The following is a 22,275-nucleotide window of genomic DNA, read 5'->3' as shown; positions in this document are numbered from 1 at the left end:
ATGGTCAAGGTTTATTTAATAACCCAGTAGTCACAGATATTGTCGTGACTTTAGACATAACAAACAGTATCTAACTGGAGATGTTGATCGAAATGATGATGCTGATTTAATTGAACTTTGGCAAGATGGCGGAGTATTCAAATCCACAAGTTTCCTTAATAGTGGTCAAGGTTCATTCATTTAATAACAGAGCCATCACTGAAAGTGAGTTGTTATTTCAGGGTATTCAGTTTGCAACTATCGAAGATATAGCAATTTTATCTTATTTGCAAACACCGACAGACAGAGATACCCAACTTATTAAAGAAGTTTGGGATCTTTTTGTTTGTAACTTATTTGTGAAAAACATCCCCAAAATGACTATTATTGATGTTAAGATAAAATTTCTATTACTCCTATTTGATTTTTAAAATAACCAACTACTCCTCTAGTTCTCTTCTTTCCAAAATTCTCGGCGTTATCTGCACTTTTTGTGTATTATTCGGTAAGGCACTGAGAGCATATCTTGACCCTGATTAATGCGTATAAATTAATGCTTTATCAAGTATTAACTGCTGAATATTGATGCTTTGAGTATTTTATAGAATTTAGAAGCTGTAACTATTGATTTTGTGTTATCTCAAGGTTTTCTCAACTTAAACAAACCATTTGACTGGACTTCCCACGACTGCGTAGCGCGAGTGCGAAAATTGTTGCGCCTCAAACGTGTCGGACATGCGGGAACTTTAGATCCAGCTGCTACAGGGGTTTTACCAATCGCCCTTGGTAAAGCCACAAGATTGTTGCAATATCTGCCAGAAAACAAAGCTTACAAAGCCACTATTCGGCTGGGAGTGCGTACCACAACCGATGATTTACAAGGCGAAATCATCACTTCTCAACCTTGTGCTGGATTGAGTTTGGCACAGGTGAAAAGCGTATTACCACAATTTGAAGGCAAGATTGAGCAAATACCACCTAGTTACAGTGCAATTCAAGTGGATGGTAAACGTCTCTACGACTTAGCACGCCAAGGTAAAACGGTGGAAGTTCCAGTGCGAACAGTGGAAGTTTTTCAGATAGATATTTTGGACTGGAGAGAAGGGGATTTTCCCGAATTGGATGTTGCGATCGCCTGTGGTTCTGGTACATATATTAGAGCGATCGCTCGTGACTTAGGTGCAATTTTAGAAACTGGTGGTACTCTGGCCGCTTTGATTCGCACCCAAAGCAGTGGTTTCGATTTAACAGATAGTCTCACTTTGACGGACTTAGAAAATCAACTGCAAGCTGGAATATTTCAATCGATTTATCCAGATGCAGCTTTACAACATTTGTCATCTGTTACTTTACCAGCAACATCTGCTCAAAAATGGTGTCAAGGTCAACGAATTTCTCTAACTTTCGATGTTCCTGAAGTAGTGCGAGTTTATGATGAAGAGACTCGCTTTTTAGGTATTGGCCAATTACAAGATAAAGTGTTGATTCCCCAAATGGTTTTTGAACCGATTTCTTAAAACTGTGATAAGTTGAAGCTTTTAATTTGGACATATTTGGACACAATGTGTAAAATTATCATCAACAGTAAATTAAATGGTAGCTTTACCCAAAAGATTAGAAAACTTAGATGCCCGTAGACTCGTTCAAGAACATATTGAACCAAGAACATATTGAACTATGTGATTATAAAGTTTGCGGATACTGGGATGCTCAAGATAAATATTATGAAATAATTACTTTGCCTCGTATCTTCAAAACAGAATTAGTTAGCAGTTCTATTGGCTTTACTCACAACAAGCGCTTTTTAAACTAAAGTTTGTTTTCACAGTTTCTGGTATTGATGCTATAGGTAAGCCAATTCATAACGCTCAAAGAATCGGTGAGTTGCTTCTTGTCTATGATTAAAATCTAGGACTTGTAGATGAGAATTAGCTTTTAGATATTAATTCCCTTTTTTTGGATATCAAAATTTCTCACACCTGAATACTGTAGCAGCTTGAACTGTAATCGAATACTGTAATGCTTGGCAGCTAGCCTTATGACATGATTAGAAAAATAATATAACGAACTACTATGACACAAAGTCCAAATCGAATTGAAGCAATTTTAGAGCGGACAGCAGAAAAGGCTGAAGCGAATACGACAGGGATAGAAGCGATCGCTAGACAGGAGAACGACAAGTAATGAGCGATCGCCATCCTACCACTGCTGCACGTCTCAATGTCTACATCCAAGGTCAAGGATTCCCCATTCTGGGCTTACATGGTCATCCTGGTACTGGTCGTAGTCTATCTGTCTTTACCAATCATTTATCAAAACGTTATAAAACTTTTGCTCCTGATTTACGTGGATACGGCAAAAGTCGCTGGAATGGTAATTTTAATATGAATGACCATTTAACTGATTTAGAAGCGCTGCTAGACCGCTTTGAGATTGAAAAGTGTCTATTATTGGGATGGTCACTTGGGGGTATTCTGGCAATGGAACTGGCATTACGTTTGCCAGAGCGTATTACAGGGCTGATTTTGGTGGCGACAGCCGCAAAACCCCGTGGGAGTCATCCTCCTATCACTTGGCAGGATAATTTATATACTGGCGTTGCTGCTCTAATAAACTATATAAAACCGAGTTGGCAATGGAATATTGATACTTTTGGCAAGCGATCGCTTTTTCGCTACCTAATCCAACAACATACAACTACCACTTATAACTATATCGCCACAGAAGCAGTACCAGCTTATTTACAAACCTCTCCTGCTGCAACTCGCGCCCTCTATAGTGAAATTCAATCGGGATACAACCGACTTCTAGATTTGCAACAAATAGAATGTCCTAGTTTAGTACTTGCTGGTGATCAAGACCGCCACATTACATCTAGTTCAAGCTTAGAAACTGCTCAACACCTTAACAATTCTCAATGGCAATGCTATCCCAACACCGCCCATCTTTTTCCGTGGGAAGTCCCCCAGCAGGTGCTGAATGACATTGACCATTGGCTCGAAGTTCATCCGCAGGTAATTAGTAGTCAATAGTCCAAATATTTAAAAATTATATTTAAAAAATTTTGACTATTGACGAAGAATAAATCGAGAGTGAAGATGTGGTGACGCGGTGAGTGAAAAAGACGCATTAACGCGGTAAAAGAATTCTCAATCTCTCCGTGTCTTTGCGTCCCCCCATTCTCGCATCTTTTCCATTCTCTGGCCTAACTTAACTTAAATCTGACCGCCAAAGGCAGGCTGTACTTTGTGGTCAAATCTTTCCCCCAAGTCTTCAGCGATTGTTAAGTTATTAGGTTTGCAGCGCTTGATATTCACAGAAATTCCTTGCGCTCCTTCGTTCTCCAAATCTTCTATATATCCAATGCTTGACAATTTTGCATCAGAAGAACTTAGAAATGGCCCGAAGTAGTATGTACAACGGGGATTTTGCGTCCCAATCTCTACCCACCAAGCCAAGCCGATAAAGTCGAATGTGTTAATTAACACTTCCTTGAGGTTATGCCAAATGCTTTTCATGCTTTTCGCCAGTTTATAAACGTCTACAAGGTGTTAAACAATATGTTGCTTTATTATCTTTTACATTTCTTTATACTCTGTTATTGTTATTTTTTCAAAGAGGTTTTTTGTAATTTATCTAAGTGCAGGGTATTTAGCGATCGCTGGCGATAAATTTCATAAAGTGTCATACCTGCTGCTACGGAAGCATTGAGGCTAGGAGTCTTACCTTGTAGAGGAATCGATACTAAGAAATCACAAGACCGTTGAGTTAACATACTCAGACCTTCGCCTTCTGAGCCGATTACCAAAACGATTGGGCCTGTGAAATTGACTGTATGCACAGGTTCGCTTCCACTTGCAGCAGTGCCGTAAATCCAATAGCCAGCTTCTTTTAATTCTTCTAAGGCGCGGCTGAGATTGACAACTCTAGCTACAGCAAAATTTTCTAAAGCGCCTGCTGCTACTTTCATCACAGTGGAAGTGATCCCAGATGCTCTTCTTTGGGGAATCACTAAACCTTGAGCGCCTATTGCTTCGGCGGTGCGAATAATTGCTCCCAAGTTGTGGGGATCAGTAATTCCATCAGCCACTACAATTACGGGATCGGTTACAGCTTTTGCCTGTTCAATTAGATCCGGCAATTCCATATAGGCGTAGGGAGCAACTTGTGCCGCTACACCCTGATGATTAGCCCCATTGGTGAGATAGTCTAAGCGCTTTGCTTCAACCTCATCAATAACTGTGCCATTTTCTTTCGCTTGCAAGAGAAAATGGTGAAAGCTGGGGTCGTAGCGCAGACGGGTAGTAATCCAGATCCGGTTGAGATTGCGCTGATTTTGCAATGCACTCAATACTGGATGACGACCATAGATGAGATCGCTATCTTCTTCTGTCGGTGTAGATACAGACGGCTGGGAGAAGTTGCTATTTCGTTGGCGGGAGTTGTCAATAGGGTTGCTATCTATTTTCCTGAGATTGCGAGTCGGATTAGCAACATCTATTTTCTTGGGATTACGAGTCGGATTAGCACTAGAGACAGGGTTGCTATCTATTTTTCTGGGAGTGCGAGTCGGATTAGCACTAGAGACAGGGTTGCTATCTATTTTTCTAGGATTGCGAGTCGGATTAGTTACAACACGCTTACCCTGAATTTTTACGGGTTGCCCACGATTGGATTCGTTGGAAGTCTTGACTTTTCTAGGTTTATTCTGCATTTGAGTTATAGATATAGCGTATGGTTGATTATCACAATTACGTCAATTTCTTGAACCAAATCTACTACTGTGGCTACTGTAAAATTAAGTTCTCACTCTTTTTCTACATGAAGCATTTGCAACAGTTCGGTTAGACGCTGGTAATCGGTGAGATATAAGTAGCCAATTAAGGTTTCTAGACTGGTTGCCTGTTGATAAATTTCGGGATTAAGTCGCTTAGGGCGTCCTGTAGCGGCGTTTCTACCCCGTCGGACAATTTCTAATTCGGTGTCCCTGAGATAAGGAATCAGCGATCGCAAATGTAGCGCTTGTGTTTCCGCTCTTACCTGCTCCACTACCAGACGATGGTAAATTCCCGTCCGCTGCAATGGCAGCAGATAGAACATTCTAACATACAACTCATAAATTGCATCCCCCAAATATGCTAAAGCAGTAGGAGAAATTTGTTGCACTTGTGAGAGGGAAATCTGTTGGAATGGCGCTGTGGTTGTCAAGAGTGCTTGAGTCCAAGATAAAGTCTGTTTAGGAGTTTCATCTTGTCCATCTAATAGCTCTTCCTCCTGTGACTTCACAAATAAATCATTCCTTGACGGGCTACATTTGGCAGGCATTCTTTGCAAAGACTGATTTTTCTGAAGTAAGCCATAATCCTATACTTAGCATAATCAATACTATCAGAAATACTTACTAATTCTATCTTTTTGATTAAGAGTTGGCATTTAGCTCACCCTGATGTCAACGCCCATAAACCCAATTTTGCCTACTTGTGGTCTGTGCCTAAGATAGGGTAAAATTTTGACATCAAACTCACCCTGTTACTTGATCGCATTGTCATGCTTACTTAGTAAGCGACAATTTTTAACTATACACTATCAAGTCAAGTTTACCTATAAACAAATCTGCTGGCTTTGTATTTCTTACAAATTTCTCAGACTTGATTGTTTATCCGATAAGAATCCAAAAATTACATACCCAATAACTGGGTGTCTATATCTTTATTATTGCTCAACTTTAAACATAATAGCTTAACTGGCTTTGTGCCTCTCCCACAAGGAGAGAGGTTTTCTGCCAGAAGTTTTAAAAATTAAGCTATCCGATGTTGAATCTGGATAGCCGAATTGATCTCTCGGTTCAAGCAATCAAGACTACTTGACGTTTTCTAGAGCTTCTTCAACTGATTTTTGCAGGGAGAGAAACTTCTCTAGGCGAACAAGCTTGACCGTTTGAGTTACCCGGGCATTCGTGACGATTTGCAAAGTGCCTTCAGCAGTTTGAGCCTGCTTGGCTAGCTGCACCAAAGCACCCAAGCCAGAGCTATCAATAAAGTCGATTTGTGAGAGATCCAAAATAATATGCTTAGGGCCCTCGTCAATCTTACTGCCAAGTACCTTGCGAAATGTCGGCTCAGAAAAGGCATCTAACAAACCTGTGAGGCGGAATAGCTGACAGTTATCCCGGACTTCACGAGTGCCCCTCAGGCTAACGGTTAGATTCAATGGATCAGCAATAATTCCCTCCTCATGAGTTAAAGTGAACGCTCAAGTATAGATGGTTTTTGAGCAAGTTGTCTACAATCTACTAGGGGATTGGGGATTGGGTACTGGGTACTGGAGATTAGGGATTGGGGATTGGGTATTGGGGATTGGAAGAAAATAGTATTTTTATTTCCTATTTCCTATTTCCTATTTCCTATTTCCTATTTCCTATTTCCTATTCCCCAGTCCCCATTCCCCATTCCCTATTTTTACCTCACTTCAGCTGTCTCGGCTTGACGTGCTGTTCGCATAGCTTGAACAAATTGCTCAAACAAGTAATCAGCATCGTGAGGGCCAGGACTGGCTTCTGGGTGATATTGGACGGAGAATACAGGTAGAGATTTGTGACGTACCCCAGCAACGGTGCGATCGTTTAAGTTCAGGTGGCTGATTTCCACAACTGCCGCAGGTAAAGAATCTGGGTCTATAGCAAAACTATGGTTTTGGCTGGTAATTTCTATCCGTTGTTGTAAACCGGCAGGCTGATTTAAACCACGGTGACCAAATTTAAGTTTATAGGTTTCTGCCCCTAGTGCATGACCTAAAATTTGGTGTCCCATACAAATACCAAAGATGGGCTTTTCACTTAACAGAAGCGCCTTGGCAGTTGCAATTCCTTCAGTGACGGCAGCAGGGTCGCCAGGCCCATTTGAAAGAAACACACCATCTGGATTGTAGTTGAGGATTTCCTCTGGCGGCGTATCAGCAGGCACAACAATTACCCGACAACCATAACTTGTTAAGCGACGCAAAATATTACGTTTTACGCCAAAGTCAAGGGCAACAACGGTAAAGGGTTCTCCAAGATTTTCCGCAGCTTCCGAGTTGAATTCCCAAGCTGGAATTGTGGGATCTGACCATTCATAAGCCTTTACGGTGGTGACTTCCCGAACCAGATTTAATCCTGCCATGTCGGGAGCTGCTAGTACCTGCTCTAGCAATTCCGCCTCATCGAGAATGGTTGTGGAAATGCCACCGTTCATGGCTCCAAACATCCGAATTTTACGGGTTAGGGCGCGGGTATCGATGCCGTAGATCCCTGGTACTTGGTTTTGTTTAAGGTAGTCTGGTAAGGATTGTGTCGATCGCCAGTTACTCGGACGGTGACAAATATTCCGTGCGATCGCACCCCGCACTTGGGGGCCATCTGATTCCTCATCCTCAGAATTTACCCCAGTATTCCCTAATTCAGGATAGGTAAAAATTACAATCTGACCGCAGTAACTTGGGTCAGTTAGGACTTCTTGGTAGCCTGTCATGCCAGTGTTGAACACCACTTCTCCGATCGCGGTTCCCGTAGCACCGAAAGACCAACCGCGATAAGTGGTTCCATCTGCCAGGACAAGTAAAGCAGGTATTGCGTCAGACAAGGGCATAGGCGATAGATTAGGGATTGGGTACTGGGGATTGGGTATTGGGGATTGGGTACTGGGGATTGGGTATTGGAAAACTTTTCCCTAGTCCCTAATCCCCAGTCCCCAGTCCCTAGTTCCTAGTCCCTAATACTGCGATTGTTAATTATCCCATGAGTTGAGCAATTGGGAGTTTTTAGAATAGTTAATTAAAATTAAAAGGGAGTTAAATTAGCGGGAGTGGCTTTGGCAAAGCTTGGGCAGTTAAAATTAATTATGCTTCAGTCTTTTTTATCCCGTGCAACCCTAATTTTTCTATCAAGCGCTCTAGCGGTTTTGTGTGTTGCCTGTAGTGAAGACCAACGGAACACTGCGACTGGTGGCAATGAGCAACCCGCGCCAATTGGGGAGCAGGCATCAGTACAGCCTGCCGTTGAACCAACAACACCAGCAGTTACCCCTACCCCAGAAGCACAACCGCTAGAGCCGTCTGAAAGTGAACCAAGTCTTTTTGAGATGGGGCTAGATAAAGCCGTTGGCGCTTGGAGTATCAGCCGATCTGCTCAATCTCCAGGTGATTGGATTTTGGTGGCAAATCAGTACCAGGATGCGATCGCGCTGATGCAAAGAGTCCGGCGACAAAGCCCAGAATTTGCGATCGCTCAAACCAAAATTACTGAATATCGCCGCCAAATTAAATATGCCAGGCAGCAAGCTGATCCTCGCCCTGTGCGCGTTGCCGAACCGAAGAGGATAGTAGTTGTGGTTCCCCAGAGAATAACCACACCAAAGTATACCTCACCTCTATCGCCTCCACAAGAAATAAACCCGTTACCGCTAAAACCAGCTTTGCCCTCATCAGCAGTGGTAATTCCAGATCAGGAAGTATTTACAGCCCCGATTAAAAGGCGAATTGGTGGAACACCAATTGTCGAAGTTACCTTTAATGGCCAGCAACAATTTGACATGATTATAGATACCGGAGCCAGTGGCACTGTAATTACCCAAGAGATGGCAAATACCTTGGGAATAGTGCCAGTGGGGAAAGCTAAGGCAAACACCGCGAGTTCTAGGGCTGTAGAATTTCCTGTGGGCTACGTTAATTCGATGGCAGTTGGCGGGGTAATAGTGAATAGAGTAGCAGTAGCGATCGCAGGTACGGAACTAGAAACTGGACTTTTAGGACATGACTTTTTTGGTAACTACGATGTCACCATCAAACGTAATGTGGTAGAGTTTCGCCCGCAATTGCGATCGCAAATTAATTCCCCAGAAACTCAACTAACTGCTCCAACTTCGTCCAAGCTGCCCCGCTTTGTAGGATATCCTTAGCGATTTTAATCCCTTGGGTGTGATCGAGGAGTGCGATCGTACCCCCTACTTGCAACGCCAACGACGCATTCAACGCTACTGCATCCTGTTGTGCCTGAGTTCCCTTACCTTGGAGTACCGCCTTGAGAATCAGCGCATTCTCTTGGACATCTCCACCCCGAAGCATACCTATCGAAGCAGGTGTTAGATCCAAATCTAGGGGATTAATGGTAGTTAACTGCACTTCTGCGTCTGATAACACCGCCAAATCAGTTAAATCTCCTAACCCAGCCTCATCAAGTTTTTCTCGTCCATGCAGCACAATCGCCTTTTCCTTGCCCAAATTCTGTAAAGCCTCGGCAACTGTTGCCAAAAGCTTAGGAGTAAATAAGCCCACTACCTGCCCAGTTGGACGCAAGGGATTTACTAACGGCCCGAGCAAATTAAAAATTGTTCGCACTTTCAAAGTCCGCCGTAATGAGGCAACCGCCTTGAGTGCTGGATGCCAACCAGGGGCAAACAAGAAAGTGATCCCGACTTCTTGTAGTGCGGCTTGTACTTTTTCACTAGAGGCACTCAAGTTTACACCCAAGGCTTCCAATACATCTGCACTCCCCGTGAGACTTGAGGCTGAACGATTGCCGTGTTTGGCGACAGGTATACCAGATGCTGCGGCGACAAATGCAACGGCTGTAGAAATATTAAAGGTTGATGATCCATCTCCACCAGTGCCACAGGTATCAATTAGGGGGATTGGGGATTGGGTAGATTCTTGCCCGGTCCCCAGTTTTGATTGAGATTGTAATACTTCAGCCATGCCGGTCAACTCGTCGGCAGAAATGCCTCTAAAGTTCAGCGCTGTTAAAATAGCCCCTGATAACTCTGGGGGAACCGCTTCACTGAGCCATCCTTGCATCAATTCAGCAGCTTGAGTACGTGACAAGGATTGGCCATCTATTAATTGTTGCAGCAGGACATACCAGCTAGCAGAGGATTCTTGAGCAGGGATTGGAGAAGTTACCATAGCTAAGGTTTGTATGTTGTAGCTATATTGAGAGCTATGGGGTTATCCTACCGGAAAATTGGAAGCTATCAAAGTTAGGTTTAAATCTCAAGGCTTAATTGCAAAGCTGGATTAGCAAAATTCTTAACTTGTGATTTTTTATTCAAATCAAGTTTAACTTCGTAGTTAGTAATGAATAACTCTTTTCCTTTAGCAGCACCACTCTGCTTATAGTTATTCATCCCATACTGTAATTCCCATGCTGAGATATTAGCCCATTGAAAATTTTCTCGAATGTGCAGTGAGTCGTCGTAGGTAATTAGCCAGCGATAATGACATTGTTGCAAAAGGTTAGCAAACCTCTGATGTTCAAAAGAAGTGTGCAAGTCACCGTCTTTACCATATAGCTTTGATTTAGTAGCACTAAAATATGGTGGATCTAAAAATAAAAATACATTTTTCCCTTCTGATTTTAATAGGTGGCTGTAATCCAAATTGGTAATCTGGACATTTTTTGATAGAATATTTTCTAACTTTTCTAGCCGTTCTATTGAAGAATCGGTAAATCTTTTATGGAAAGCTTGTTCAGAAAAACCGCCTGATTCTACAGTTCCTGAAAAAGTAATTCTATTGAGTACGAAAAACCGAACTGCTCTTTCTAAATCAGATAAATTATTGACATTTACACTAGTTAATTCTGTAAATAGTAATTTACCATCTGTATATTTTACTTTAATATGTCGAATTTCTTTAACTAACTGACCTATATCAGATTGGGCAAACTTCCAGAATAAGAATAGTTCACGGTTTAAATCGTTAATCCAAATCTTGATATGAGGAAACTGTTGCCTTAAATAAATAAATACAGAACCACCACCCACAAAAGGCTCTCGAAATTCCGAAAAGCTCTCTGGCAAGTATTCAACTATTTGAATTATTGCTTTTGACTTACCACCAGGATATCGTAGAGGACTTTTGATCATAATCAAAAATTATAAGGTTTAAAAATTACTGGATACTTCTATTTTAAGTTTCTGATTATTTTTAGCTTCTAAAGCCAATTTTTTAATAATTATTTTTTGAGGATAACTTCTGGTTCTCTTAGGTGATACCCATTTTGAATAAGCAATTTCAGTTGTAGGTGACTTGATTAATCCATAACCTCTTTCTTTATTGACATCAAATATATCTAAATTAATTCTATTTAAATTATCATCCAAGTAAGTTTTATAGGTCACTCCTTTGATAAATCCTGTAAAATGGAGAACTTCTGCCATATATTCAAATTTCTCTTAATATTTCTCTTTGCCATAGTTTAGTTCAGCATTGGCTATTAAAGCATAGAAATGACCAAGCAAGAGTTAATTTCCTCCTGAATGGCTACAGTTTTCTGAAGTAATTGGCTGTTGGGGCGTAGCTTGCCCTCATAGGCGATCGCAAACCTATGATCATAAAACTACGTATCCGTAATATCTCTTGCTGAATTTTATCCTGAGTTTATGTTGCATTTTCGTAAAAACCTGTTACATTACTTTACAGACAGTTATAACTGTTACAACGTAAAAGCTCGGAGTATTATTTATGGCAAACGTTAAGAAGACTACGCCTTCGGTTTCAGAAGATCCTAATGCTTTGCGCTGGGGCTTCACTCCTCAGAGCGAAAACTGGAACGGTCGTTTTGCAATGATTGGTTTTTTATCTGCCGTTGCACTTGAAGTCTTTTCTGGTCAAGGGATTTTACACTTCTGGGGCATTTTATAAATTTAAACGTTTTTACCTTCATTAGATTATGAGGCAAGGCGGGGATTCGCAAAATCTTCTGCCTTGCCTCATAATCTCAAGAATTAGAAAACTCGCTAGCAATTAACGTGATGAGCGAAATATTACACGACCGGGAGATTCTTCCTGGTTAATTCGCGCATATACTCGAAGACAAGTTAAGACTTCGCCAGGAATACCACCACAGTCTAGTTGTAAGTCATCCTTGGATGAAGCACAGATATCTGCATAAAGTCCCGATAATTGGCGAATTCGCACTTCATTACCTGCATTAATAGCTTCATCAGCGACTTTCTTCAGCATACGCCGTGATTCATGTTGTAGCTTTCCCCACCAAGAATAGCGTTCAGCCGGTGGTACAAATACTAGGGAATGTATCGCTTCGTCCATGTCAATCCAAGCACGGAGAATTGACAGGGGATCAGTGTTTTTCTCAGCTTTTTGGGTACGTTGGAAGCGATCGCTTAAAGCATCAATATATTGATCGCGCTGTTCTGGTTTGGAGTGCAAGGAAATGACATCAAAGCTAAAAACGCTCTTTAAAGCATGATGTAAATCTGGGTCTATTTCGATAAAATTCATATATAAAAATAGGAATGCTGCTGGTAAATCGGATACATTCCCTTGGGGAATTTGAGAATTTGAAAGTACTTGTTGATACAAGGTCAATCCCTGAGTTTGAACAGTTCCACTAAGTCCGGGATAGATAATTTCATCGCGGATAAAGGGAAGCTGATAAAGGTTAGAATTATCTGCGATCGCACCAACTTCTTGGGCTAAATCTAAGGTGCGCGATCGCCAAGTTGCAGCCAAATCCTCTGGTACTCGTAGCAGTTTGCGTTGAATCTCATTCCACAAATCTGAGTCAGTTGTGCTTTGCAGTTGGGAATTACCCAGATAATAATTAAGTTCTGAGTCAGAATCAAAAGCTTCCCGCAGGTGACTTAGTTTTAAATCCTCTGGCGGATCTTCCCAACCAGTATTTTGCTGTGGGGGTGCAGGTTGCAACAGGTTATGAAGTTCTTGCAGCACCTCATCGCATATTTTAGATCCTGGATCTAATGGAAATTCTGTACGAGCCTGATTTAAAGTCGCCTCTAGTCCATACAAATTAAACCGCAGTAATTGGGCTAACTCTGAGTTTTTTGTCTCTAATAATTGACGCAAGTGCTGCATGAATCTCACCTCCAAATATTACTTGTATGTGATTCTTAGCAAATTAAATTTGGTAAACCTTTGCATTTACTTTGCGCCCTTACCCTGCGGGAAGGCGTTCGCGTAGCGTCTCGTAGAGAAGCGCCTATGCGTTTAAAAATCTTAATTTTTTCAACGCAGAGGAACGCAAAGGTTTAATGCAAGAGTTAATGTATACCGCAAAATGGATCGCGTTCTTTATCAACTTCGTTGGGCTGCAATTCTAATTCAGCAAGATAAACGCATCCCTCTTCTTTGAGGCATTCTTGACTGTTTGATGTCCAGTAAGGGACTTCACCGGCGTGCATCCGTAGAATACCTTGATCGTCGAGAGTTACACGATATTGGCAAGGGTAATCTGTTGTCACATCTGGTTTGCTGAGTGCGCCAATTCTTATCCATTTTTTACTGTTAGTTTCGGCATCTGTTTGATAAACATAGAAGGTGTGTTGTCCAGTTTGCGGGAATGGAGGCAATGGATTACTAATTAACCCAATTCCTGGTTTCGTCACGCCATCGCGCAGATAGTGAAATTTTTGGAATAATTTACTACCATCATTTCCTACTTCAAAAACAAGATGATAGGCATCTGGTTGATCAACAGTCGCAGACTCAAGAACATTGACGGCAATATCACCATCATTTAAATCTTTATTGAAGCGTTCCACAGCAATATTCCAGTTCAATTTACCATCAGCAAATAGCGCGGAGGTTTCTGAAACTACCGATTCCAAATCAATGCCAGGGATGTCAATTAAATAATGGGGATTTCCCTGGCAAAGCAACACACTAAATTCAAGGGTTTGGTCTATCTCAAACTGAATTTTAATTTTTTTTAGAAACTCTGCTTCTTGCATTCCCAGTTTCTTCATAAGGTTTTTGCCGTCGAAGCTACCCCATAGTCGTAAATCTCCATCCTCGTAGTCTTGACGGTAAATAATATTAGTTAATTGGATTCCTTGCCATGCAGTACGAACTTTGGCAACAGTTTCCGAAGGTGCGAGTTGATAGAGTTCTTGTCCGGCTTTGAATATAGTGAGTAAATCGTTACTTTGAGTTTTGCGTTTGAAGTTGCAGGGTAAATAATAAAACAGGTTTTTGACATCAATTTCTAGTTGGTTTGCTCCCTTACGCAGCAAGCTTTTAGACTCTTCTGGATCGAACCTTAATCTTCGCAGTTTCTCGGCATAGCAAGCACCGGCGGAGGTGGCTAATTTGGTAAATTCCAGCACAAAGGTAATTCGTTCTGGATTCCACACAAAATATGGAGACTTACTAAATTCTTGGTAGATTTGGCGCTGCACTATGTCTAAATTACAAGTTTTTCCAGACAAAATTAACCAATCAACTTTTTGGGAATTCCAAGAATCTTTGGTGATATCATCGGGACGCAAGCGACTTTCCATCAAACCTTTGGCAATACCGATCGCTTCTTTAATTCCTGAAACGGCGGCTCGTTCAAATTGCTGGTTATCTAGGGTAATGCAGATGCTATTTGGGTCGTTGACTTGCAATTTCACGGCGCTTTGGGTGAGCAGTTCGGAAATTTGTTGTTCAGAAAGTGTGAAGGTTAATAGAGAATTATCTGCTGGTGGCTTTTGCCCAAGTTTAAGTTTAGCCGCTTCCGCATGATCCCAGAGGATATAAAATGATTGCAGGCGTTGGGGCGCTTGTTGCCAACGGGTGGGTAATACTTTCTCGGCAGTATCTAGGGCATCTTTGTAAGCAATATCGCCTTCTGGATTTTCTTTATCTAGACATTTTAAAAGACTGCCAGTTTTGAATTTGCCTTGTTCTAAAAAACGCTCGTTTAACTCAGAGTTAATTAAATCTTCTAGCTTTTCACTTTCAATATCACCTGTTGTTACTGCTGTTAATAAAAAATCTGCGATCGCAACTTTCAATAATCTAAAAATTCGCAGTGTAATTAACTCGCCGCCTAACTGTAAATGACCAGATGAACCTAATAGTTTAGGAGTGAGTTTATAGTAACGTCCTCCTAAACCTCGGTCTTCATAATCGGCAAAACTAGGAGTTTTATCTTCTAAAGTCAGTTCAATTAAAGCTAAGTCTGTGGTTCCTCCGCCAATATCCAAGACGAGAACATTTTGTGACCATTTGTTTCCGGCTTGGCGACAACGGGTTTTGAATGACTCAATGCCAATGTTGAGATTACCACCAAATTCTCGCCATAAAAAGAATATCGCCACAGAAACAGCTTCATCATAAGCAGTTTGCACATCGTCGATCCCCAACTGCTCAACTAATTCCTTAACTTCCTTGCGAACAACTGGTGGGGCGACAGTGGGGTAGGTGACAACTGCTGTTAAAAAATCTCCTTCTGAAAACCTGCGTTGGGTGCGTTGGCGGTAATCTTCAGTTAACTCGATTAAATGCGCCCAAGCAGATTGGATCAGTTGGTTAGCGGTAATTATTTCTTCTTCACCATCCAAAATAACTGGAAACAAACGATCCTGACCAAAATAGCGTTTGGGTGAATGGTGAAATTTGCTGATAATTTCCTTTAAAGAACCGCTTGTACCTTGAGCGATCGCTTTTTTTCGGTTATCTCTAGCTTCCCTACCCATCCGCAGTTTTAAGTCGCTTAACTGCGAAATTTCCGACTCGCTGGGGATTTCCGTATCGCGGCGATCGATATCCAGCACAACTGGAATCAGATTTTGCGACTCTAGGGTAGGGACGCGAAACACCTCATGATAAATTTGGTAAAGTTTTTTGCTGACAGCACGGCGGAATCTCTCGCTGTTTCCTAAGGAAAGTTCAATTTGGCGAATTGCTTCCAAAAATCGCTCTTTATTGTCACTTTCAAAGACTTCACTCAATTGGCTGGGTTCTATCTCCAGGTTTCTGCTAATTTCTGCAATAAACTTTTCCCAATCATCAGCACTGACATCTGGTAAAGCCACTGAGGCGGGAGAACTCAGCCATTGTGATAAGCGATCGCGCAACCGCATTTCTTGTTCTTTTGGTAGAATTTCTGCGATCGGTACTTCAATTGGATCGAAAAGTGTAACAGTGGAATTTGATGTACCAAAATCTAAAGCAAACCATCCTGGAAATCTTTTTTGTTGTTTCTCGCTTGGTTCTTGATCGCTATATTTGTTGAGTTGAAAAGGGTTCATTATAGTATCACTTTCTGTTTTTTGTTTTATAGCTGGCTAAAAACTGTAATGTTGTATCATAAAATTACAAAATTAGAGAATCTTTATGGTAAAGACTTTTAATCTTTGGTCTTGTACCATTGATTCTCTTTAGCACTGACTTTTTTTATTTGGCGACTAACTCGAAAAACAATCCTGGGACACGCTTGAAAATTGCATAAAAAATCGCATCACGTCTCACAAATACATCCTCATAAACCTAGCCGATCGCAATCAGTCACTTTCTGAGTTAGCTTATCTCAAATCATCTAAGTAAGAAACAGCAGCAAGTTCTGAAATAATCTGCAACCAAGTAGGAATTGCTATCTCAGAGGGCAAGTCTCCAGCCACCAAATATCTCAGCAAAGTTTCTTTTTTTGAAAGGTTTTGCAAACTAGGAATAATTTGATCCAAAATGCCTTCTAGTTCGGAATTAATTTGCTGATTAACTTCGCTAACATACTGCACAAGATGAAGGCTGGCGCTAGCAGTAATTTCATCTCGCAGCCGCAATACTAAAAGTTGATGATTACTCGATCTAGGTAAACCTTGGCTTTTTTCTGGTGCCCAGTCAAAGATTTGACCAACGTTGTGTTTCTCATCTTGACGCGCTAGGGGAAAGATGATTTCGGGGGCAACGGTTTTGTTTTCACTAGTGATTTCGGAGATGATCGCTTCTTTCCATTCATTAGGATCGCATCCTAGTAATAATTTGTAAAAGAGATCGGCATCTTCAAAACCAAATTTTTCTTCGATTTCTTGTTCCATATCTGGATGGAAAAATGCCTGCAATTGTTCACGTTCTGGGGCTACATAATTTGACAATTGATTTAACAAATCTACCACTGCTTGATGGATGCGATCGCGGGCAAAATCTTCTACTTCTTTAACAGTTTTCTCAAATACTGGATAAAAATCATCGCTCTTAGTTGGAAGGGAACTATTGACGCGATTTCCCCGATCGAATAATTTCCCGGCTGCACCTTTAGATTCTGCCAGAGTGATCGCTCCATTGTTGGCTTTGTTGAAGAGTAAAGTCCACTGGTTCCAATTCAGGATTCTAAAAGTGAGTTCGTCTTTTACTACATCGCTGACGACAACACCGCGTCGGTCTTTGAGTGGTTCTTTCCCTAAATCTTTTTGAAAATTCCTATAGATTTTATCCAAGCTTTCGACCACAAAACGCAACTCGACAAAGGCGGGACTATCACCTGTAGGGATACCTTGCTCGTGAATTTCATCTATGATGTCCTTCAAGTGATCTTGTTGCTGACTCACCACATCAGCCGATCTCCGAGTATCTTCATACAGTTGCTTTAGACCATGAGTCGCTACATGGGTTTGAATCAATTCTCGCAACTTACTAAGTCCCCCATCTTGACTAAAGTAACCTAGCTGTCTGCCCAAATAACTGCGAGTGTTAGATTCTAATAGTTGTTCACTTAATCGCTGCCATTTTTCTTGTAGCCGTTTAGACCGATCTAGATAATCAGGATAGTCTAAGTTAGCCAAAAACTCTGTTGAGCCTGCTTTCACGGTACTAGAACGTTTTGCCAATTCAGCTAGTCCCAACAGTGGCGATAGTAAAACGATGCGGTCTTTTTGAGTTGTAAACGCTTCTGCACCGTCAATGGTAGTTTGCAGAACTTTGAGTTTTTGGAAAACGGTTTCCTCTTGTAAATCGCTATCTTCAATTAGTTGGTCAAGTTCTCTTTCGCCACCTTCGCCCTCTAGGGGTAGTTGATCGAAGCGACCTACACCTACGAGAATTAAATCTTTCAGGTCTTGTCCCGGTCGCTGCTGCTGCATCATAGTGAAGATTTTATTGGCGCGATCGCTCCCAGGAGATTTACCATTTAGCAATACCAAAATTGTTTGTACTTCTGCCAATTCTCGCAGCGACAAAAAGGTATCCCTAGCCCCCGAATTAGCAGCCCCCAATCCCGGAAAGTCGATGAGAATAAATTTGGCTGCGCCTGTAAAATCCCAAATTTCCCGTGATATTTTTACATCAATATCCACGCGGCGGATGAGTGGGAAGCTGTTTTGTAATAACTTTGTTGGTAGCCTCTGGGGTGGACTTGGTAATCGGATATGCGCTGGAGGTAAATCTTCAAATTTCAGAGTTTGGATTGCCATTGGCTGTTCGACTAGCTGTAGCCCTTCACGGGCAGTGGTAGCATCAATCTGGTAACGCCCACCACACATAACTTCCCCATAAGCTTGATAAGCCCGGAGAAATAATACCAACTCTCGGAGTAAATAACGTAGCTCTAAATTGTTACTGCTATTCCATGCTTCTTCACACCAGCCAATAATATCTGTGCCAGAGTTGAGTTTCGATACTGGTATAGGAGGAAGCCCTGCTGCTGTTGTCCGTTTATTGGCTTCCCCTAGCATGAAGCGTAGACACTCATGTACCCCTTCATGAGAAAGATAATCTACAGTAAAATTACTTAATTGCGTAGTAGCAAAGTCATCTTGCGGTATGATGTGTATGGCGGTAACATTACCTGTAGTGGGGTTTTCGCTGACCGGCAAAGCATCAGCATATCCAATTAAACTGCCTAAAAGTAAAGTTTTCCCACTACTGAATTCCCCCATCACCCCAATTTTGACAGGTGAAGTTGCCAGGTCTACAGTTTTCTGGGCAGCTGACCGCAGACGCAGAAGACAGTCGTCAAGACTAGCTGGAACCCAATCTTCTTGTTTTGAAGGGTGCTGGGGCACAGAATCTATCTTTCGGAGGATGAATTCGCCGTACTCCTTAAAACGGCCCAGTTTATCTGGTTCCATAAAGTAGTTTCCGCCTAACATTAATTTCTGTGAGCTTTATAACATATAAAATGCGATTGCTAGCCATTGTTGCAACGTGTTGATATCACATTTAGCATTTCTCTCATTTAATTTGCGATTTTGGGATGAGGCGTTTTGAACAGTCAAGACAATTTTGAGAAATCGGGTTTAATTGGAAAATTGAAGAAGAATTTAAAAGTCAGAATGGGCTAAACGCCCCGCTACCGCTAACAAGAGCCATAATGAATAAAGTAGGGTTTTATACCACAATTTTACTAGAGGCTCCTTAGTATAGATGTGGGTATTAAACCCTTTTATACCCTTTATTTTAAGAGGATGTCCAAAAAGTCTTAGGTGAATATAATTCGCTACTGCATTAGCATTGTCTACCTACACGGAAAACATGAAAAATCAAAAATTTCCAACCCACGGAGGTAGGTTTTGTCTGTATAGCTGCGACTTCTAATCCGGTTCGGATAAGCAGGGAAGGCTCTTCAGGAAAGAGGGTTATTGTTAAGTAATTCTTCTTTCCCCTTGCCTGCCTCAACCAAGAAATTCCTTAACCGAACGGTATTGAGTCACTAGAACTCTAATTCATGCTGAATTCTTCTTGATAAAAAATCAATATTGATTTGATATGAATTTTCTAATTATTATGAATTTCTGATAAAGATATAAACATCTCATAGTGAATCATGTAGTTTCCGTAAAGCTAAATCACGTTTTTGAGCAATGCAATTACATAGTTAAGATGAATTTATAGGAAATTTTAAGAAGACACAAACTCAAACAAGTTTACTGACACATAGATAGCTTAAATTTCACTAAAAACGCTGAAGTTAATCTTAATGATAACTTTAGTATTTTCTCAATTTATTTACAATAATAAAGGAATTATTTTAAATATAAAACTAAATAAAGTATTAAGATAAATAGCAGGTTGATATATAAATTATATATATCTATTAAAAAATCTTATTTTCAGACTATTACCTTAATAATTTAGACAGAGCAGGCAGGCAAAAGTGTTTTCTAAAAAGGTGCAGAGTAACATTAACCAAATCATGGTCGAAGAGGAAGAAATAGAACAGGATAAAAAAGTATTTTGCCAGCAGGCGGATACTGCTCCTCTGATGATTTGGATGGCTGGATGCAATGCACTTTACTGTTACTTAAATGCAAATTGGCTGGAATTTACTGGAATATATCTAACAACAGGCGCGTCTGTATCTGCGCGAGGAGAGGAGATAGGCAATATCTGGGCTTGCAGCGTCCATCCGGAAGATAGACAGCAATGTGAAGATATATACCTGAGAGCATTTACGGCGCATGATTTGTTCCAGAGGCAATATCGTCTGCGTCGGTCTGATGGCGAATATCGCTGGATTTTAGATACAGCCGTGCCACGGTTTGCAGCAAATGGTAGCTTTGTTGGTTACATCGGTTATTGCGTGGATATAACAGAAGCGCGACCTCTCCTGAGAGAAAGCAGCCCAGCATCTACAAATTATCAACAAAAACAGGCGGCAGAATTAGCAAAAGCACTAGAACAACTACAAGCTGAAACTGCAAAACGCCAAGCATTTGAAGCACAGTTACGCCAAAAAACATCAGAATTTGCAGCGATTTTGCAAGTGCTTCCTGATTTATACTTTCGTCTTGATGCTGATGGGAGTATTCTGGATTACAAGCCAGGGAAGATGGAGCAATCATATATCCTAACAGGAGATTGTCAGGGCAAGAGTTTGCGAGAATGCCTACCGATTGCTGTAGGCGATCGCTTCCACCAAGCAATAACTCAAGTACTTGAAACTCAATATGAAGTCAGTTTTGAATATACCTTAGCGCTCCCATCCGGGAAGAATAATTTTGAAGCTAGGTTATTACCATTAGCAGACCAGCAAATCATACTTCTTGTCCGCCACACCAGCGACAACATCCAAGCAGCATTCATAGAAACCGATAACAAGTTTCGCAGCATTGTCGAAAACGCCAATAACATTATTTTTGCGCTGACACTTGAAGGGATATTTTCCTACGTTTCTCCTAACTGGACAGAAATTTTTGGACATGAGGTTGCAGAGATTGAAGGTAAATCCTTTGTTCCCTTTATACATCCTGACGATGTGCATATTTGTGCCGATTATTTTCAAAGAATTTTGACAACAAGTGCGAAACAAGACGCAATTGAATATCGGGTAAAACACAAAAATGGTAGTTGGCGATGGCATACAAGCAACTCATCTGTTATTAAAGACGCCAATGGTAATATTTTAAACTTTGTTGGTATTTGCTATGACACCACAGACCGCAAACAAGCAGAAGTTGCACTCAGAGAAAGTGCCCAACGGGAAGCCCTACTCAATCGTCTTTCTAACCAGATTCGAGCTTCCTTGGATCTCAATTACATTGTGCAAACCGCAGTGCAGGAAATTCGCAACTTATTCCAGATTGATCGCTGCGCCTTTTTTTGGTATCGGCAAGACGCTGATGTACCCTACTGGGAGAGAGTATATGAGGCGAAAAGTTCCTCTTTCCCCTGTTTGCTTAATCAGCAAGAAGCAACTAATGCAGAAATCGAACTAATCGCAGCCAAAACTTTGAACAGAGAAATCATCCGCATTAATGATGTTGAGACTGTGGGCGATTGCACTGCACAGCAGTTTTTGCAGGATTTTGGTTTCACTGCTTTTATGTCGCTCCCCGTACACACCCAATCTGGGGAAATTGGCACATTTAGCTGTGGTTCTTGTAGTGGCTTCCGGCCTTGGCAGGACAACGAAGTAGAATTATTACAAGCAGTTACAGTTCAACTAGCGATCGCCATTGACCAAGCAAAACTTTACACCCAAAGCCGCATCGCTGCCCAAACAGCCCAAGACAAAGCCCAGCAACTAGAAGCAGCGTTGCTAGAACTTCAACAAACCCAAGCACAACTGATTCAAACTGAAAAAATGTCCAGTTTGGGACAATTGGTTGCAGGTATTGCCCACGAAATTAATAATCCCGTCAATTTTATTTACGGCAATATTAGCCATGCCCGTGAATATACCAAGGATTTGCTGCACTTGGTAGACCTTTATCAACAGAACTATTGTCCACCAACACCAGAGATTCACCAACAAATCTACGCCATTGATTTAGACTTTCTCAAGCAAGATTTGCCCAAAATCCTGAATTCTATGAATATGGGAGCCGAACGCATTCGGCAGATTGTCCTATCTTTACGCAATTTTTCTCGCCTTGATGAAGACGGCACAAAGCCAGTGGATATTCATGAAGGTATTGATAACACCTTGCTGCTGTTGCAAAATCGCCTGAAAGCCAAATCAGGACATTCCGAAATCCAAGTAATCCGAGACTACGGCAACCTGCCACTAGTAATGTGTCACGCTGGACACATGAAACTATCCCACTAATAAAAAAGTATGGTAATCTACTTCTCAACAAG

17 protein-coding genes are annotated in these 22,275 nt (G+C 41.3%); 6 read left to right on the top strand and 11 right to left on the bottom strand.

Annotation, left to right across the window (positions count from 1 at the left end):
• The first annotated feature begins 125 nt into the window (after nucleotides 1–125).
• From ACFE90_RS20510 to ACFE90_RS20500, 3 genes are all read left to right on the top strand, one after another.
• Nucleotides 126–410, top strand: coding sequence for a hypothetical protein (locus tag ACFE90_RS20510; protein ID WP_375503736.1), 285 nt, complete (start codon nucleotides 126–128; stop codon nucleotides 408–410).
• 201 nt (nucleotides 411–611) lie between these two features.
• Nucleotides 612–1,496, top strand: coding sequence for a tRNA pseudouridine(55) synthase TruB (gene truB / locus ACFE90_RS20505; RefSeq protein ID WP_375503734.1), 885 nt, complete (start codon nucleotides 612–614; stop codon nucleotides 1,494–1,496).
• A 666-nt stretch (nucleotides 1,497–2,162) separates the two neighbouring features.
• Nucleotides 2,163–3,011, top strand: coding sequence for an alpha/beta fold hydrolase (locus ACFE90_RS20500; protein ID WP_375503732.1), 849 nt, complete (start codon nucleotides 2,163–2,165; stop codon nucleotides 3,009–3,011).
• A gap of 183 nt (nucleotides 3,012–3,194) precedes the next feature.
• On the opposite strand, the gene ACFE90_RS20495 is transcribed toward ACFE90_RS20500, so the two are convergent.
• The 5 genes from ACFE90_RS20495 to carA form a co-directional block, all read right to left on the bottom strand.
• Nucleotides 3,195–3,497 carry a DUF1816 domain-containing protein gene (locus ACFE90_RS20495; protein ID WP_375503730.1) on the bottom strand — a complete coding sequence of 101 codons (303 nt, stop codon included), beginning with the start codon at nucleotides 3,495–3,497 and terminating at the stop codon, nucleotides 3,195–3,197.
• A gap of 86 nt (nucleotides 3,498–3,583) precedes the next feature.
• On the bottom strand, nucleotides 3,584–4,693 hold the full coding sequence (rlmB, locus tag ACFE90_RS20490; protein ID WP_375503728.1) for a 23S rRNA (guanosine(2251)-2'-O)-methyltransferase RlmB: 1,110 nt from the start codon (nucleotides 4,691–4,693) through the stop codon (nucleotides 3,584–3,586).
• Nucleotides 4,694–4,785: 92 nt separating this feature from the next.
• On the bottom strand, nucleotides 4,786–5,265 hold the full coding sequence (locus tag ACFE90_RS20485) for a Mini-ribonuclease 3 (RefSeq protein ID WP_375503726.1): 480 nt from the start codon (nucleotides 5,263–5,265) through the stop codon (nucleotides 4,786–4,788).
• Between the two features lie 573 nt (nucleotides 5,266–5,838).
• Complete coding sequence (locus ACFE90_RS20480; protein ID WP_199326607.1) at nucleotides 5,839–6,189, bottom strand: STAS domain-containing protein; 351 nt, start codon at nucleotides 6,187–6,189, stop codon at nucleotides 5,839–5,841.
• Between the two features lie 248 nt (nucleotides 6,190–6,437).
• Nucleotides 6,438–7,604: a glutamine-hydrolyzing carbamoyl-phosphate synthase small subunit gene (carA, locus tag ACFE90_RS20475; RefSeq protein ID WP_375503724.1), complete on the bottom strand. Its 1,167-nt coding sequence runs from the start codon at nucleotides 7,602–7,604 to the stop codon at nucleotides 6,438–6,440.
• 252 nt (nucleotides 7,605–7,856) lie between these two features.
• On the opposite strand from carA, the gene ACFE90_RS20470 reads away from it, so the two are divergent.
• Nucleotides 7,857–8,912, top strand: coding sequence for a TIGR02281 family clan AA aspartic protease (locus ACFE90_RS20470; protein WP_375503722.1), 1,056 nt, complete (start codon nucleotides 7,857–7,859; stop codon nucleotides 8,910–8,912).
• On the opposite strand, the gene trpD is transcribed toward ACFE90_RS20470, so the two are convergent.
• The 3 genes from trpD to ACFE90_RS20455 all read right to left on the bottom strand — a co-directional run bounded on the left by trpD (nucleotide 8,842) and on the right by ACFE90_RS20455 (nucleotide 11,171).
• The gene (trpD, locus tag ACFE90_RS20465; RefSeq protein ID WP_375503720.1) at nucleotides 8,842–9,915 is read right to left on the bottom strand and encodes an anthranilate phosphoribosyltransferase; all 1,074 of its coding nucleotides are present in this window, start codon (nucleotides 9,913–9,915) and stop codon (nucleotides 8,842–8,844) included. The genes ACFE90_RS20470 and trpD overlap by 71 nt on opposite strands.
• A gap of 80 nt (nucleotides 9,916–9,995) precedes the next feature.
• The gene (locus ACFE90_RS20460; RefSeq protein ID WP_375503718.1) at nucleotides 9,996–10,877 is read right to left on the bottom strand and encodes a DNA adenine methylase; all 882 of its coding nucleotides are present in this window, start codon (nucleotides 10,875–10,877) and stop codon (nucleotides 9,996–9,998) included.
• 18 nt (nucleotides 10,878–10,895) lie between these two features.
• Nucleotides 10,896–11,171, bottom strand: coding sequence for a hypothetical protein (locus ACFE90_RS20455; RefSeq protein WP_375503716.1), 276 nt, complete (start codon nucleotides 11,169–11,171; stop codon nucleotides 10,896–10,898).
• Nucleotides 11,172–11,475: 304 nt separating this feature from the next.
• Here ACFE90_RS20455 and ACFE90_RS20450 point away from each other — a divergent pair, with 304 nt between their 5' ends.
• Nucleotides 11,476–11,655 carry a high light inducible protein gene (locus ACFE90_RS20450; protein WP_104907792.1) on the top strand — a complete coding sequence of 60 codons (180 nt, stop codon included), beginning with the start codon at nucleotides 11,476–11,478 and terminating at the stop codon, nucleotides 11,653–11,655.
• A gap of 102 nt (nucleotides 11,656–11,757) precedes the next feature.
• Here ACFE90_RS20450 and ACFE90_RS20445 read toward each other — a convergent pair whose 3' ends face one another.
• The 3 genes from ACFE90_RS20445 to ACFE90_RS20435 form a co-directional block, all read right to left on the bottom strand.
• On the bottom strand, nucleotides 11,758–12,849 hold the full coding sequence (locus tag ACFE90_RS20445) for a hypothetical protein (RefSeq protein ID WP_375503714.1): 1,092 nt from the start codon (nucleotides 12,847–12,849) through the stop codon (nucleotides 11,758–11,760).
• Between the two features lie 185 nt (nucleotides 12,850–13,034).
• Complete coding sequence (locus ACFE90_RS20440) at nucleotides 13,035–16,010, bottom strand: molecular chaperone (protein ID WP_375503712.1); 2,976 nt, start codon at nucleotides 16,008–16,010, stop codon at nucleotides 13,035–13,037.
• 273 nt (nucleotides 16,011–16,283) lie between these two features.
• The gene (locus ACFE90_RS20435) at nucleotides 16,284–18,824 is read right to left on the bottom strand and encodes a proteasome protein (protein ID WP_375503710.1); all 2,541 of its coding nucleotides are present in this window, start codon (nucleotides 18,822–18,824) and stop codon (nucleotides 16,284–16,286) included.
• A gap of 1,064 nt (nucleotides 18,825–19,888) precedes the next feature.
• Here ACFE90_RS20435 and ACFE90_RS20430 point away from each other — a divergent pair.
• Entirely contained in the window at nucleotides 19,889–22,243 is a 2,355-nt protein-coding gene (locus ACFE90_RS20430) for a PAS domain-containing protein (protein ID WP_375503738.1), read from the top strand.
• The last annotated feature ends 32 nt before the right edge of the window (nucleotides 22,244–22,275 follow it).

It is taken from the genome of uncultured Nostoc sp., from assembly GCF_964245445.1.
In the GTDB taxonomy this organism is placed as follows: domain Bacteria; phylum Cyanobacteriota; class Cyanobacteriia; order Cyanobacteriales; family Nostocaceae; genus Nostoc.
The sequence above is the reverse complement of the archived record's forward strand: the minus strand, read 5'-3'. Positions and strand labels throughout refer to the sequence as shown.